Raw genomic sequence first — 13742 nt, 5'->3', positions numbered from 1 at the left:
GTATGAATATGTTGTCAATCGTGAAAAATAATCTGATTGTTTCTTGCCAAGCATTAGAAGATGAACCGCTGCATAGCAGTTTCATTATGGGTCGGATGGCATTAGCGGCAAAAGAGGGCGGAGCCAGTGCAATACGGGCTAACTCACCACAGGACATCATTGAAATTAAGCAAGTTACGCAATTACCTGTTATTGGTATTTTAAAGCGAGATTACGACAATTCGTCCATTTACATTACCGCAACGATGAAAGAAATCGATGAACTCATGGTAGCGAATCCTGACATGATCGCGCTTGATGCCTCATTAGGGTTACGTCCTGACGGTATGACACTTCAAGAGATGATCAAGAACATTCGACAGCGCTATCCATCAGTGTTATTGATGGCCGACATCGCCACATTAGAAGAAGCATTAACGGCACAAGAATTAGGATTTGATTGTGTATCCACTACCCTTCATGGGTATACTACTGAAACGAAAGGAATGAAACTTTACAACCATGATTTTTCATTCTTACGTGCTGTCGTTGATGCTGTTTCTATTCCGGTAATTGCAGAAGGAAATGTCGGTACGCCGGCGCAAGCAAAACGCTGCCTTGAGCTAGGTGCCTACTCCGTCGTTGTTGGTGGTGCAATCACTCGACCAAAGCAGATCACTACAGCATTTATTGATGAAATTAAAATGTGTTAGGTCATAACAATGAGGCCTAACCTTGTTAGGCCTTTTTATGACTTCAACAACATCATTACTAAAAGAAATTCAAAAAAACCAAGAAACCTTTACTAAATCGGGCCGAAAACTAGCAGAATATATTCTGATGCATAGTGATGATGTCGTCACTATTTCCATCTCAGATCTCGCCCTAAAGGCTACTGTTGGTGAAGCCAGCGTGACACGTTTTTGTCGTCAGTTAGGATTTCATCGCTTCCAAGATTTCAAAACAGCGCTTGCTGTTGACGCTACGCAACAAGAATACGGTATTGATCCTAATCTTGGCTCTTTTGAATTATCAACAACAGATGATGTTATTGATGTCGCTAGTAAGTTAAAGAACAACCTCAATACAATTTTAAACGATACCATATCACCTATTAAGCCAAACGAAATAAAATTACTTGTAGATAAAATCACTCGCTGTCGTGACATTTGCTTTTTTGGTATCGGATCATCCGGTATTGCTGCCAATTATGCCTACACAAAGTTAATGCGTATTGGATTAAAGGCAGAATCACTCCACAACAACCACATGATGTATATACGTGCGAGCTTGTTAAATAAGGAAGATATTGCTTTTTTTATTTCTCATAAAGGCGAGTCACAAGAAATCATCAAATCACTTTCCTTAGCTAAGGAAGAAGGTGCAATAACGATAGCACTCACACATTGTCATCAATCAACGGTAGCAAAGATGGCAGATCATGTATTGATCACCGGTGATGATCAAACTTTCATTCAGGGGGACTCTATCGGAACGGTTATGTCGCAATTGTTTATGATCGATCTTATTTATACACTCCTCATTCAACGCGAACCTCAAAAAGCACAAGACGTTAAAATGAAGACAATTAAAGCATTAGGATAATGTAAAAATATTTAAAACTGGCAATAGTGGCTTTTATTCTTGCTATTAAAAAAAAGCCACCGTACTTACATACGATGGCTTTCAATATTCTTTTTACTGTACGTTTTTATTCAGCGTCAGCGTGACCATGGATACGGTGTTTAGTGACAAAGCCGACTAAGAAACACATCAAGAATACAACCGCATACAAACCGTTCGCGGTAACTAATGCCGCATGTGTGCCAAAGTTCTCTACGATTGGGCTGGTTACCACAAAGGTCAACATAGTACCGATGGTGCCACAAAGTAAAATGAAGTTCACCAACTTCGGTGATGATGCTTTAGTCTGCTGTGAGCCTAGCGTAATAATAGATGTGTAAATCGCACTACTAAAGAAGCCAAGAATAGAGATCACATACAGTAATGTTTTGGCATCAGTATCTTTATTAAACCAATACATTAATACTGTCGCTAATGCCGATAACACCATGACAAGACGCTGTAAGTCGAACTTTTTCAAAATAGCACTGAAGATCCACATACCAACCATGTATGCGCCCCAGAAGTAACTGACTAAATGACCCGCATCGGTGATCGACATGCCCAAATCTTTAGTGGCATATTCAGGGATCCAAGAAACAAAACCTAGCTGACCAAGAATGTAGCATAAGGCCGCAATCGCTAAGAACACAACGCCTAAGCCCCATTTCTCTTTTTCAGGGATGACTTCAAATTCTTCTTCGTCTTTTTTACCCAGTACAGGGAATTCAGCAAATAACGTCAGCACAAAAATCGCTAGATAAATAATACCGATAGCCACATACACCCAGTACCACTGAAGATGATGAGCCAGAACCGCTGCAGAAATTATTGGGAAAATCATCCCTGCCATACTAAAAAATGAGTCTGTAAACAGTAGACGCGAGCCGCGTTGCTTACCTTCATAGATATGGGTAATCAAATAGGTACCAATCGACATGGTGATACCACTCACCACACCTAATACAAACATGCAGCCAGAGAAAATCGCGATACTATGCCCAAACATCAGCCCGAATATCGCCAAGACCATAAGACAAAAACCAAAGATGAGCTGGCGTTTTAACGGCACAATTTCCATCAACCATACATTAAGGAAGATGGAGATTAAGATACCTGTATTTAAAAAGGTAAAGGTGTTACTCATGCTTGATATTGGTAAGTTGAAGTACTTAGCAATATCCCCCATCACGATACCTGTGACGATAATCAATGAGCCTGTTAGCGCATATGATAAAAAACTAATCCATGTCAGGAGGTTGCGATTTGTGTTTGTCATTGCAAATCCTGAAAACGTTCTAATAGATAATAATATGATGAATGCTATCAATTCATATTACTCTTAATTGTGATTATACTCACAAAGAATATTTATTATGGGTTTTACTCCGATTAAACACCAATTTTTTCAGTTTTTATTCAGCCATCAATACACAACAGAGTGAGTATTAATCTAACTACTCAAACTATTTGCTGGTTAAAACTTACTCTTTGACTGCTATTACATTGCTAGCTACCATGATGGATTAGCTAAATACCATTCGACTGTTTTTCTTAAACCCGTTTCAAAACTCTCTTGCGGCGTCCAGCCAAGTTCTTGAAAAATTTTGGATGCATTAATCGCATAGCGTTTATCATGACCAGGACGATCATCCACATAAGTGATCAAATTACGGTATGCCTTAACCCCTTACGGTTTATTAGGCACTAAGGCCTCCAATACATCACAGATTTTAGTTCAACATATTAACGAGAACTGAGCCTGACGATTTCTGTTTGAAATTTACGCTCCTATGTTTAACGCTGATCGCTGCGATGGCTGTCTATTTTCTAATTTAATACGCACTGGTGGCGTGGCGAAACCTGACTAACATCCAAAACAAAAACAGCCCGATATTAGATTTAATATCGGGCTGTTTTTTAGGTAAAAATTTAACAAGATATACGTTGAATGTTTTCTAGTGCATGATTAACTAAATAAATGGCATGATCAACTGTAGACGATTCAGCATAGCAACGAAGTTCTGGGGCATTACCTGATGGGCGGAAATGAATAATATTCCCACTCTCAAGACTAATTCTTAATCCGTCTGTTGTATCAATTGATTCAACTTCAATTTCATCACATTTTAATTGCAGCAGAAAATGGGAAGTATCATCTTTAGCTTTATTTAAAATATCTAAACTTTTATCAGTCGCAAAATTCTGAATGCGATCACTGTGTGTAAAACGAAGAGGTAAGTCATTAACTAACTCGTATATTGGCTTTTCTTTTGCTGCAGCTAACAGCATGAGTGCAGGTAAGACTGCATCACGTGTTGGTAATGCTTTAATCGCTTTATTATTAACTAAAGCATCTGAGCCTAATAAAAATCCGCCATTAGCTTCAAAGCCCGCCACTGAGTCATATCGTTTCGATAACACATCAAATTCAGCAATTACGTAAGGTGAACCTATTTTTGTACGCGTTACATGGTTAAAACGCTCACAGCTTTCAATAGCGGTATTACAGCTAACAGGTATGGCTAGTGCATCAATATTCATCGTATCAGCACACAATAAACCTAAAATATCACCACGTAACCAATCACCGTTCTCATCAGCGACTAATGGTCGGTCACCGTCACCATCGGTTGAGAAAATAAACTCAAGCTTATATTCTTTTGACCAGAATTTCGCTTTTTGCTTATCTTCATCCGATACTGCTTCCGTATCAATCGGTACAAACTCATCACTACGTTCTAAAGCAATGACTTCAGCACCTAATGCTTTAAATAGTAGTCCATACAAATCGCGACCTGCACTTGAATGCTCATAAATACCAATACGTTTACCTGCCAGCATTTGGCTGTCAAACAATGAAGTGTAGCGCTGAATATATTGACTTACCGCTTTATTACTTACAGTTAAGACTGGTAAATCTGTAATCGATTCGAATTCAGCCGTGGCATTTAAAATAGCCTGCTCATCCGCTTTGCTGATTTCACCATCGGGACGGTAAAATTTTAAACCATTACGGTCAAAAGGAATGTGACTACCTGTGACCATAATACAAGGGATATTCTCTTGCATTGACACGTATGCTAATGCGGGGGTTGGTACCACACCATAATAAATAACCTCAAGCCCTAACTGCTCAATCGCTTTGGCACACGCTTGTGCCATTGCCGGGCTACTTGGTCGATTATCAATCGCTATAGCAACTTGCTGAAATTCAAACTGTGTTTGAATAGATGTAATAAATGCATGAGTAAAAGCAGCACAAGCATTAGCGGTGAACTGTTCAACTAATCCTCGAGCACCACTGGTACCAAATAGAATACCCGATTCTTTAATAACCTCTTTTGACACTAACATCATTAGTACCCTACTCCATAATCCTCAACACGCACCACATCATCTTCCGATAAATACGCACCAGAACGTACTTCAATTAACTCCAAAGGGATTTGTCCTGGATTCGCTATCGAATGCGGAGAACCGATAGGAATATACGTTGATTCATTTTCCGTCAGTAAATAGCTTTTATCGCCATTGATTACTTTGGCAGTCCCTTTCACAACCACCCAGTGCTCAGCACGGTGGTAATGCATTTGAGTAGCAGTACACTCACCCGGTTTAACCATCACATGTTTAACGTGGAATCGGTCACCTTCTGCGATTTCATCATGTGTTCCCCATGGGCGATACACTTCTCGGTGTTGCAAGTATTCATAGCGGTTGGCTTGTTTAAGCTGACCAACAATGCCTTTCACGTCTTGCACTTTATCTTTGTGCGCCACAAGTACCGCATCTTTAGTTTCAACCACAACTAAATCTTCAACCCCAACAGTGGCAACTAACTTATCTTGTGAGTAGATATAGCTGTTATTTGTGTTTTCAACCAACACATCACCGCGAGTCGCATTGCCTGACGCATCTTTATCATTGACTTCCCACAATGCAGACCAAGAACCTACATCACTCCAGTTCGCATCCATTGGCACCACAACTGCATCTCGTGTCTTTTCCATCACTGCATAGTCTATAGAGTCATCGGGACATTCCATAAAAATGTCTCTATCTAAACGAGTAAAGTCTAAATCAGACTTGGTATCATGCATTGCGGCCTTACAAGCAACCGATATTTCAGGAGCATATTTTTCAAGCTCAGCTAAGTAGCGAGACGCTTTAAATAAGAACATACCGCTGTTCCAATAATACTCACCGCTGGCAACATATGTTTCCGCCGTCTCTAATTGAGGCTTTTCAACAAAGGCATCCACACAATAAGCATTATTATTTAATACCTCACCACGATGAATATAACCATAGCCTGTTTCTGGGTGTGTAGGCACAATACCAAAAGTGACGAGTTTGCCTTTTTCAGCTTCTGCTTTAGCGTGTTGGACTGACAATAAAAAAGCATCGGTGTTTTGAATAACATGGTCAGCTGCTAATACTAATAATAATGGGTCTTCATTATTGGCAACGGCTTTAAGTGCTGCAAGGGCGATAGCTGGAGCGGTATTACGTCCAACAGGCTCTAAGATGATCCCACTATTATCTATTCCGCCTTTGCGCAATTGCTCAGCCACAATAAAGCGGTGCTCTTCATTACAAATCAGTAATGGCGCTTGATGCTCAATACCATCAAGACGCTTAACCGTTTCCTGCAACATGGTTGCATTCGAGGTTAACGCTAAGAATTGTTTAGGATAAAGGGTACGAGATAACGGCCAAAGACGGCTACCTGAGCCGCCTGCCATGATTACAGGTAGAAGCATAATCCGTTCTTCTTTTGTTTAGATAAAATAAAGCTTGGTATGACAATGAACATTGTCAGCATCAAGTAAAGTTGTCACATCAAACCATTGATAGTGGCCATGCTGCTCTTTGGGTAATTGCGTCAGCGGTACATCAAGCTTTAAACGGTAACCCAATACAACATAATGCGTGGTGAAATCATCACCCGAGAAGTTATCATCATAAAAGTGTTCAAATGGACCAATTAAGGCCGTATCAGACAATTGTAGCTCTACCCCTAACTCTTCTTTCGTTAATCGAGAAAATGCTGTTGCCAAGGTTTCGTCTTTTAATACGCGCCCACCAGGGACGAACCAATAACCTTGTGCTGGCTTATTCAGGCGCTGCCCAAGCAACACCTGACCCTCTGCATTTTCAACGATTAAATCAAGCGAAATAAGCGGGGTATGTGCCACAACGGTTTGGAATGTGTGTGTATCTAACCGTTGTGTCATCATTACTTCCTAAAGTTATCTTGGTTTGCCAAGAACCACTGATAGGTATGCGTTAAACCTTCTTCTAGGCTCACGCTATAGCGCCAACCTAAATCAGCAAGACGGCTCACATCCATTAATTTACGCTGTGTACCATCCGGCTTAGTGCTATCAAAGATCACATCACCGTCAAAGCCCACGACTTTTGCCATGGTCTCTGCCATTTCACGAATAGTACAGTCAACACCAGTACCCACATTAATGTGTGATAGCATTGGTTGAGTATTGGCTTGATAAGTTTCGTTATCTAATTCCATCACATGGATAGAAGCCGCAGCCATATCATCAACAAACAAGAATTCACGCATTGGTGTACCAGTACCCCACACGACCACTTCGTTGTCGTTGTTTAACTTCGCTTCATGAAACCGACGCATTAAGGCTGGAATTACATGCGAGTTATCAGGGTGGAAGTTATCGTTCTCACCATATAAGTTCGTTGGCATCACGCTGCGATAATCACGACCGTATTGACGGTTGTACGATTCACATAACTTAATACCGGCAATTTTTGCAACCGCATACGGTTCGTTAGTCGCTTCTAGCGTGCCTGTAAGTAATGCTGATTCGGTCATTGGCTGCTCAGCCAACTTAGGATAAATGCACGATGAACCTAAAAATAGCAGGTGCTGAACATCGTTTTGGTGAGCAGCATGGATGATATTACATTCCATCATCAAGTTTTCATAAATGAAATCAGCAGGATAAGTATTATTAGCATGAATACCTCCTACTTTTGCTGCAGCGAGATATACCTCGTCAATACGTGCTTCGGCAAAGAAATCACTGACTGCTTGTTGATTTAATAAATCGAGCTCGCTACGTGTACGCGTAATGATTTCAACATTGTCACGCTGAGATAATTGACGAACAATCGCTGAACCCACCATACCGCGATGACCAGCAACAAAAATACGTTTTTTCATGGCCATTACTTTTTTTCATCACCCGCTAAACCATGAGCTTTTACCAACAGCTCATCAATCGCTTTCGAAAATGAAGATGAATCCTCAACAGATATTTCCACATCAAAGCCATTAGCTTTAAGTAGAGCGTGTTGTTTGGCTTTATTAATATCGTTTGCTACCATCTCAGCACACATTTCTTCAACGGTAATATCTGGTGTCCAGCCTAACTTTTCTTTTGCTTTGCTTGGGTCGCCTAGCAAGGTTTCAACTTCTGCAGGACGGAAGAACTTAGGACTCACACGAACAACCACATCTCCGACGGTAACGTTTGGTGCTTTTTTACTATCAACTGCAGTAACAGTTGCAATCTCTTCAACACCAGCACCTGTAAACTCAAGTTCAATACCCGCTTCTTTTGCAGACATACGAACAAACTCACGCACTGATATTTGCTTACCTGTCGCAATAACAAAATCATCGGCCACATCTTGTTGTAGCATCATCCATTGCATACGAACGTAATCTTTTGCATGTCCCCAATCACGAAGTGCATCCATATTACCTAAATATAAACACGATTCTAAACCTTGAGAAATGTTAGCTATAGTTCTCGTAATCTTACGTGTTACAAAGGTCTCACCGCGACGTGGTGACTCATGGTTGAATAAAATACCGTTACAAGCGTACATGCCGTAAGATTCACGGTAGTTAACCGTAATCCAGTAAGCATACATTTTAGCGACAGCATAAGGAGATCGCGGGTGGAAAGGTGTAGTTTCACGCTGAGGGATTTCACGTACTTCACCGTACAACTCGGATGTTGAAGCTTGGTAGAAACGAGTTTTCTTCTCAAGACCATTGATACGAATGGCTTCAAGTAAACGAATGGTCCCCATTGCATCAACATCAGCAGCATATTCTGGCGATTCAAAAGATACAGCTACATGAGACATTGCGCCTAGATTGTATACCTCATCAGGCTGAATTTCTTTAATTAATCGAATGAGATTCGATGAATCAGTTAAATCACCATAATGAAGATGAATATTCCCGTGATGTGCTATTGCAGAGTCAATACGCTCTGTATTAAATGAAGATGCACGTCTAATCAGACCGTGAACTTCATAACCTTTGTCTAACAGCAACTCAGCAAGGTATGAGCCATCTTGTCCTGTAATTCCAGTTATAAACGCTTTTTTAAACATGTTGTATCCTATGATTCATACAAAATTCTAATGTAATTATTTGTGACTATTTCTTCACTATATTTTTTGCTACTACCAATAGCCTCTTCTTTAAATATATTAAGTTGATCTGATTCCAATACCAGCGCCTTTTCAATCGCAACTTCAAAGTCATCCAAATTTAAATCAAAACGAAAAGATGTTATGCCCTCACAAACTAAATCAAGTTCTTTAATAGAGGATACTATAGGTACACAACCAAGAGTCATACCTTCTATAATTGACAGACCAAACCCCTCATGATAACTAGGTAACAAGATGAAATCACTCATTTCATATAAAGGCCTTAGATCTAATATAACTCCTAAAGCAATTACGTTTTTTATATTGCGTCCAAAGTAATCATCTATATCCTTTTGAGTGCAACCTGCAATTAACAAAATAAAATCATTACGGTGTTCTTTTTTTGAAAAGCAATCTAATAGTAAATGAAAACCTTTTCTTTTATGAGGACGACCAACATAAAGAAAGGTTTTACAGCCTTCAGTTATATTAAAATCGTTCAAAAAATTATCATAAGAATAGTTGAAGTCATGAAATTCTTTAGGCACTCCACTAACTGAGCCTGGGATAGATGATGATATATTCTTCTTTGTTAATGGCCGAATATAATCATTAAGACTTTCATTAACTGTCATAATTTCTGTTGAATTAAAACAATTGATACGTTCAATTGTTTTTAATACAAACCTCATAAATCCATTATAAGCAGGGTATGGCACACCATGATTATAGTATATTCTTTTATTAACCCTACAAAGATGAGAAGCGATGAGGGGAATAAAAGCACCTTTCGTCATGTGACATACTATGACATCAGGTTTATTTAAAAGAATAAATTTAACAAGATTAAATAATCGTAAAAAGAAAAAAACAGGATTTAATGTAAAATCAAAACTTAAGATTTTATAGCGGACAGTAAGCTCTTTTAAAAATTTATTCTCCCCTCCAATTGGGTCTATAATTAGTTGCGAATCTAACCCCCTTAATTGTTCAGCTTTAACTAAAGGCTCGACAAATCTTTTAGATGTGAATGTATTTACTATCGCATGAAACACCAGCACCTTATTGACCTCTTATAAAAGCTTTTAAAGTAGAAACAAATATTGAAAAAAACTTAATAAATGATGGCTCAATAATGAACTCTCTAAGCAAGTAAGAAGCAGACTCTGCATATGCTAACTTTGAACCACGAGACTGATTCTGGTTAATACGATATTTTAAAGTAATCTTATCCGTATTTTTAAATACCACGTCCCCATCACGACGTGCTCGTAGCCAAAGGTCATAATCCTCTGATTGAAAACCTCCAGAATAGCCTCTCAATTTCATGAGAAAACTCTTTTTCATAACAACTGTTGGATGCACAAAAGGATTCTTAAACAACATTTTCATTTTAATGTTATCTAACGGTGGGCAATATGAATATAACTCCTCGCCAAGTTCATTAACAAACAAAGCAGAAGTTCCAAGTATATCAACTTCCGAACTTGTGCCTAAATAATGATTAAGATAACTTAATCTATCTGGAAGAGAGATATCATCAGCATCCATACGAACGATATAATCACCTTTACTTTTATCCAGCGCATAATTCAGGTTAAATGTTAATTGCCCTACATTTGTTCTGAAGGCTTTGACTCTTCTATCATCTAGTATTAATAGACTATTCCACAAATCATCAGAGCAATTATTAGCAACTATTATAAACTCAAAATTTTCATAATCTTGCATAAGAATGCTTTCTATAGCTTCAGATAAATAGCCATCATCTCGATTGACACACATAATGACACTGAAAAAATTAGACATACTCACATTTCCAAGTTAATTTATTAGTATTTTCTTTTGATAAAAAATTTGCAGACAAATCTTTCGATATAACCACATTCATTTTATTTTCTGAATTTATACTAAAAAAAGCAGCCCAAAATCCAAATGTACTCGCTGTTAAAATATATGAACTACAAAGAGTCATAGCTAAAAAATCACAATACGCAGACTTCTCATCGGAGAAAGATACATTTCGTGCATTTATATTACTTTTACACCATGAAATATCATCAGAAAAAACCATAAACTCTTGTTCTTTGCCAAATAAACTCATAGCCTTATTAATATAATCAATATCAACTGTACCGTGTTTTCTACATTTAGACTCTAGAAAATCTCCTCGCCTAATATGTATTGCGACTTTATCTTTATATTTGCTACAACTGACACTCGACAACTCCTTATTACGTAGTTCAGCAATTTTAGAGCACATAATATCTTTAACTAATAAAGCCGCATCAGGGAATTGAAAGTAGCCTAGGTAATTATTTGAAGCGGAGTTAAAATCTATAGAGCTAAATTTTGATTCAGCATCAAAATCATATAATAGGAAATTTGATATTTTTTTAACTCTTAAAGCTCTGAGAAAGGTACGAAACATTTTCGCACCCCAACCTTTTGATACCAAAATAGTATCTAATGAATCACCAGTCTCTATTTTTATAGAATCTTCGATATCGATAAGGAATCTAAAGTCTATACCGCCATGTTGTTTTTTACCTTCAAGTAACGAAACATCTAGTATGACATCTTTATTTTTAATTTTATTTAAATATATAGCTAAAGCTACTTGGAAAAGCTGATTTCCAAGACCACCATCAACATAAACTTTACATGTCATTTTTTAAAACCTTTGATACAAATTTGTCTAAGCAATGTTCATCAACTATAAAACTTCTCAATTTACTAAAATGGCGTTCCAATTCAAATGATGAATTATTCAATATTCTATAATTAATATCATTCATGCTATTAACTAAAAATGGCTTATATAACTCCTCTGGAACACCTGAAAACGCCTCTTTCGTCCCGAAAACCATAACGTTTAAGTATATCGCATTCAGCATAATATTCTTAACCCCAGCACCAGCGATCAGAGGCATAACAACAATATCAAATCCCTTAATAAATTCTGGAAAATCTTCTACGAAATCATAATCAGTAACATTATGATAACCTTTGATTTTTGCAATTTTTCTCCAATTTTTAGCATTAGAACCGTGAAAACCTAGCTTAGATAATTTAAATAAGCAATCATGATTTTCAGTAAAGAAGCTTTGAGGAGAACAAGTATAAAAGTCTTGTAAATTTAAGAATAACATATCATTGAATTCATATGATGATAAGCTCTTTGGCTTACATTTATTTATTTTCATTTGAATTGGATGATTTACATAATCAATATCATGCCTGATAAACCTTTTCTGTAGTGATTGCTGGTCTTCTTTGGACACAGTCAATAATCTTCTGCCTTTAAGATAAGTAAATAATAAAAAATAAAAGAACAACCTTACATATTGATATGCTGCTTTAGCGTATTCTTTATTAAAAAACCTTACCTTCGCGACACTTGATATCGATCTGAATGAATCATCTGGTAAAAGAATAACATCACCAGGTTTAGACAAAAAACATTTTACTCCTACAGGGCAAAAAATTGCCTTTTCAGTATTTTTTGTAAACCTCCGCTTCAAAAGTAAAAGGCTAGATGTTTGAGTACTGCCTTTTATATATTTGTATATTAAAGTTCTTAGGAAGTTAATCCCAGTACCCTCTAAATTTTTGGGATTTTTAAATGTAAATATCATAATATAAAATAACTCATTATCAAATAATTTTTAGCAAACCTGACAAATGCAAATAGCGTTAATAAAAATATTTTCATAAAGCTTAATCTTACGCTGTACTTTATAACCAACATGATATAAACAACATCAAAAGCGAATACAAGTCGTCCAAACATAGGAAAGAAAATAGCTAAACAAGACGAAACCAAAGGTAAAAATAATAGTACTTTTTCTAAGCTGTTTACATGATCTTTTAAAGGCGGATAAAATACGTAAAGTTGCAATAAGGCAAGTATCACCCCTAAAGGAATAATTGCTACTTTGTTAGCATAGATGGCTGATTCAATTATATATGCATACATCTTTGAATAAAAAAATCCAGTACAAAGAAATGCAACTAATAAAAAAAGGATAAGAAAGAGCTTTCTGTACTTCAATATATTTTCTGAATTCAATGCTAGCAAAGGAAAAATTGAAATTAAAGGGTGTATAAATAATAAGATAGGTGACCAAAATATCTTCGACTGTTTTGTATTTATGAAAAGAAAAGTTAAAACTAAAAGATGGCCTCGTACTGAAAAAGGTATCAAAAAATGACTAAAAATCAGATAAAAAGCAAGGTGAACACCTTGTCTTTGTTTCGATATAACATAAGCCAATACAAAGGTTATTATTAGATTCTGAAAAATAAAGAATGTATCATATGACATCCCCAGCATTTTAGTAAAAACCATACTAATATAATATACTGGTGAGTCAATAGTGTTAGTGTAATGAAATACGTCAGAAAAATCCTTCAAATGAAGGAAGATAGTCGCATAACTACCCTTGTCTGGTCCGTTATTAGAATAAAAAATGCTTATTAAAGAAAAAAAGGCGAAAAAAAGTAAGCTTGCACCTATTCTACTTTTCTCCGCTATTAAGCCACACAACACCCAAAAGACAAAATAAGTCAACAACACCAAATAAGCAGGAATAGTCTCATGAGTAACTAATACATAATTAGAAATAGTTATAAATTCCAAATTATTTTCTCTAATAAATATAAAGTGAATTCTCCTATCAGATATAATTATCCCGAACACCATA

At 37.0% G+C, this 13742-nt stretch carries 13 protein-coding genes and 1 pseudogene; 2 read left to right on the top strand and 12 right to left on the bottom strand.

Annotated elements, in window-relative coordinates:
• Positions 1 to 2 precede the first annotated feature (2 nt).
• Together C9J40_RS03970 and C9J40_RS03965 are read left to right on the top strand one after the other, a co-directional pair.
• Positions 3 to 692: an N-acetylmannosamine-6-phosphate 2-epimerase gene (locus C9J40_RS03970; protein WP_199187017.1), complete on the top strand. Its 690-nt coding sequence runs from the start codon at positions 3 to 5 to the stop codon at positions 690 to 692.
• 37 nt (positions 693 to 729) lie between these two features.
• Positions 730 to 1584 carry a MurR/RpiR family transcriptional regulator gene (locus C9J40_RS03965; protein WP_107245839.1) on the top strand — a complete coding sequence of 285 codons (855 nt, stop codon included), beginning with the start codon at positions 730 to 732 and terminating at the stop codon, positions 1582 to 1584.
• Positions 1585 to 1690: 106 nt separating this feature from the next.
• Here C9J40_RS03965 and tsgA read toward each other — a convergent pair whose 3' ends face one another.
• The 12 genes and pseudogenes from tsgA to C9J40_RS03905 form a co-directional block, all read right to left on the bottom strand.
• Positions 1691 to 2881, bottom strand: coding sequence for an MFS transporter TsgA (gene tsgA / locus C9J40_RS03960; protein ID WP_107245837.1), 1191 nt, complete (start codon positions 2879 to 2881; stop codon positions 1691 to 1693).
• 234 nt (positions 2882 to 3115) lie between these two features.
• Positions 3116 to 3334 (bottom strand): annotated as a pseudogene (locus tag C9J40_RS03955) (GDP-mannose 4,6-dehydratase); the annotation flags it as partial.
• Positions 3335 to 3534: 200 nt separating this feature from the next.
• Entirely contained in the window at positions 3535 to 4959 is a 1425-nt protein-coding gene (locus C9J40_RS03950; RefSeq protein WP_304590044.1) for a phosphomannomutase, read from the bottom strand.
• A gap of 2 nt (positions 4960 to 4961) precedes the next feature.
• Entirely contained in the window at positions 4962 to 6368 is a 1407-nt protein-coding gene (locus C9J40_RS03945) for a mannose-1-phosphate guanylyltransferase/mannose-6-phosphate isomerase (protein WP_107245834.1), read from the bottom strand.
• 18 nt (positions 6369 to 6386) lie between these two features.
• Positions 6387 to 6842 carry a GDP-mannose mannosyl hydrolase gene (locus tag C9J40_RS03940; protein ID WP_107245832.1) on the bottom strand — a complete coding sequence of 152 codons (456 nt, stop codon included), beginning with the start codon at positions 6840 to 6842 and terminating at the stop codon, positions 6387 to 6389.
• Between the two features lie 2 nt (positions 6843 to 6844).
• On the bottom strand, positions 6845 to 7807 hold the full coding sequence (locus C9J40_RS03935; RefSeq protein WP_107246051.1) for a GDP-L-fucose synthase: 963 nt from the start codon (positions 7805 to 7807) through the stop codon (positions 6845 to 6847).
• 5 nt (positions 7808 to 7812) lie between these two features.
• Positions 7813 to 8994 carry a GDP-mannose 4,6-dehydratase gene (gene gmd, locus C9J40_RS03930; RefSeq protein ID WP_107245830.1) on the bottom strand — a complete coding sequence of 394 codons (1182 nt, stop codon included), beginning with the start codon at positions 8992 to 8994 and terminating at the stop codon, positions 7813 to 7815.
• 8 nt (positions 8995 to 9002) lie between these two features.
• On the bottom strand, positions 9003 to 10097 hold the full coding sequence (locus C9J40_RS03925; RefSeq protein WP_107245829.1) for a glycosyltransferase: 1095 nt from the start codon (positions 10095 to 10097) through the stop codon (positions 9003 to 9005).
• Between the two features lies 1 nt (position 10098).
• Entirely contained in the window at positions 10099 to 10845 is a 747-nt protein-coding gene (locus C9J40_RS03920) for a glycosyltransferase (protein WP_107245827.1), read from the bottom strand.
• Complete coding sequence (locus C9J40_RS03915) at positions 10838 to 11707, bottom strand: alpha-1,2-fucosyltransferase (RefSeq protein ID WP_107245826.1); 870 nt, start codon at positions 11705 to 11707, stop codon at positions 10838 to 10840. Before C9J40_RS03915 ends, C9J40_RS03920 begins: the two co-directional genes overlap by 8 nt.
• Positions 11697 to 12674, bottom strand: a complete 978-nt coding sequence (locus tag C9J40_RS03910) for a hypothetical protein (RefSeq protein ID WP_107245823.1) — start codon at positions 12672 to 12674, stop codon at positions 11697 to 11699. The genes C9J40_RS03915 and C9J40_RS03910 overlap by 11 nt, the downstream gene beginning before the upstream one ends.
• Positions 12671 to 13678: a hypothetical protein gene (locus C9J40_RS03905; protein WP_146144954.1), complete on the bottom strand. Its 1008-nt coding sequence runs from the start codon at positions 13676 to 13678 to the stop codon at positions 12671 to 12673. Before C9J40_RS03905 ends, C9J40_RS03910 begins: the two co-directional genes overlap by 4 nt.
• Positions 13679 to 13742 lie beyond the last annotated feature (64 nt).

The sequence above is a fragment of the Photobacterium sp. GB-72 genome (genome assembly GCF_003026095.1).
In the GTDB taxonomy this organism is placed as follows: Bacteria; Pseudomonadota; Gammaproteobacteria; order Enterobacterales; family Vibrionaceae; genus Photobacterium.
The sequence above is the reverse complement of the archived record's forward strand: the minus strand, read 5'-3'. Positions and strand labels throughout refer to the sequence as shown.

Bases quoted from the DNA above. Each gene is read 5' to 3' on its own strand.
- tsgA (WP_107245837.1), bottom strand. From the start codon at position 2,881: ATGACAAACACAAATCGCAACCTCCTGACATGGATTAGTTTTTTATCA.
- gmd (WP_107245830.1), bottom strand. From the start codon at position 8,994: ATGTTTAAAAAAGCGTTTATAACTGGAATTACAGGACAAGATGGCTCA.
- C9J40_RS03910 (WP_107245823.1), bottom strand. From the start codon at position 12,674: ATGATATTTACATTTAAAAATCCCAAAAATTTAGAGGGTACTGGGATT.
- C9J40_RS03970 (WP_199187017.1), top strand. From the start codon at position 3: ATGAATATGTTGTCAATCGTGAAAAATAATCTGATTGTTTCTTGCCAA.
- C9J40_RS03965 (WP_107245839.1), top strand. From the start codon at position 730: ATGACTTCAACAACATCATTACTAAAAGAAATTCAAAAAAACCAAGAA.
- C9J40_RS03915 (WP_107245826.1), bottom strand. From the start codon at position 11,707: ATGACATGTAAAGTTTATGTTGATGGTGGTCTTGGAAATCAGCTTTTC.
- C9J40_RS03945 (WP_107245834.1), bottom strand. From the start codon at position 6,368: ATGCTTCTACCTGTAATCATGGCAGGCGGCTCAGGTAGCCGTCTTTGG.
- C9J40_RS03920 (WP_107245827.1), bottom strand. From the start codon at position 10,845: ATGTCTAATTTTTTCAGTGTCATTATGTGTGTCAATCGAGATGATGGC.
- C9J40_RS03935 (WP_107246051.1), bottom strand. From the start codon at position 7,807: ATGAAAAAACGTATTTTTGTTGCTGGTCATCGCGGTATGGTGGGTTCA.
- C9J40_RS03940 (WP_107245832.1), bottom strand. From the start codon at position 6,842: ATGACACAACGGTTAGATACACACACATTCCAAACCGTTGTGGCACAT.
- C9J40_RS03950 (WP_304590044.1), bottom strand. From the start codon at position 4,959: ATGTTAGTGTCAAAAGAGGTTATTAAAGAATCGGGTATTCTATTTGGT.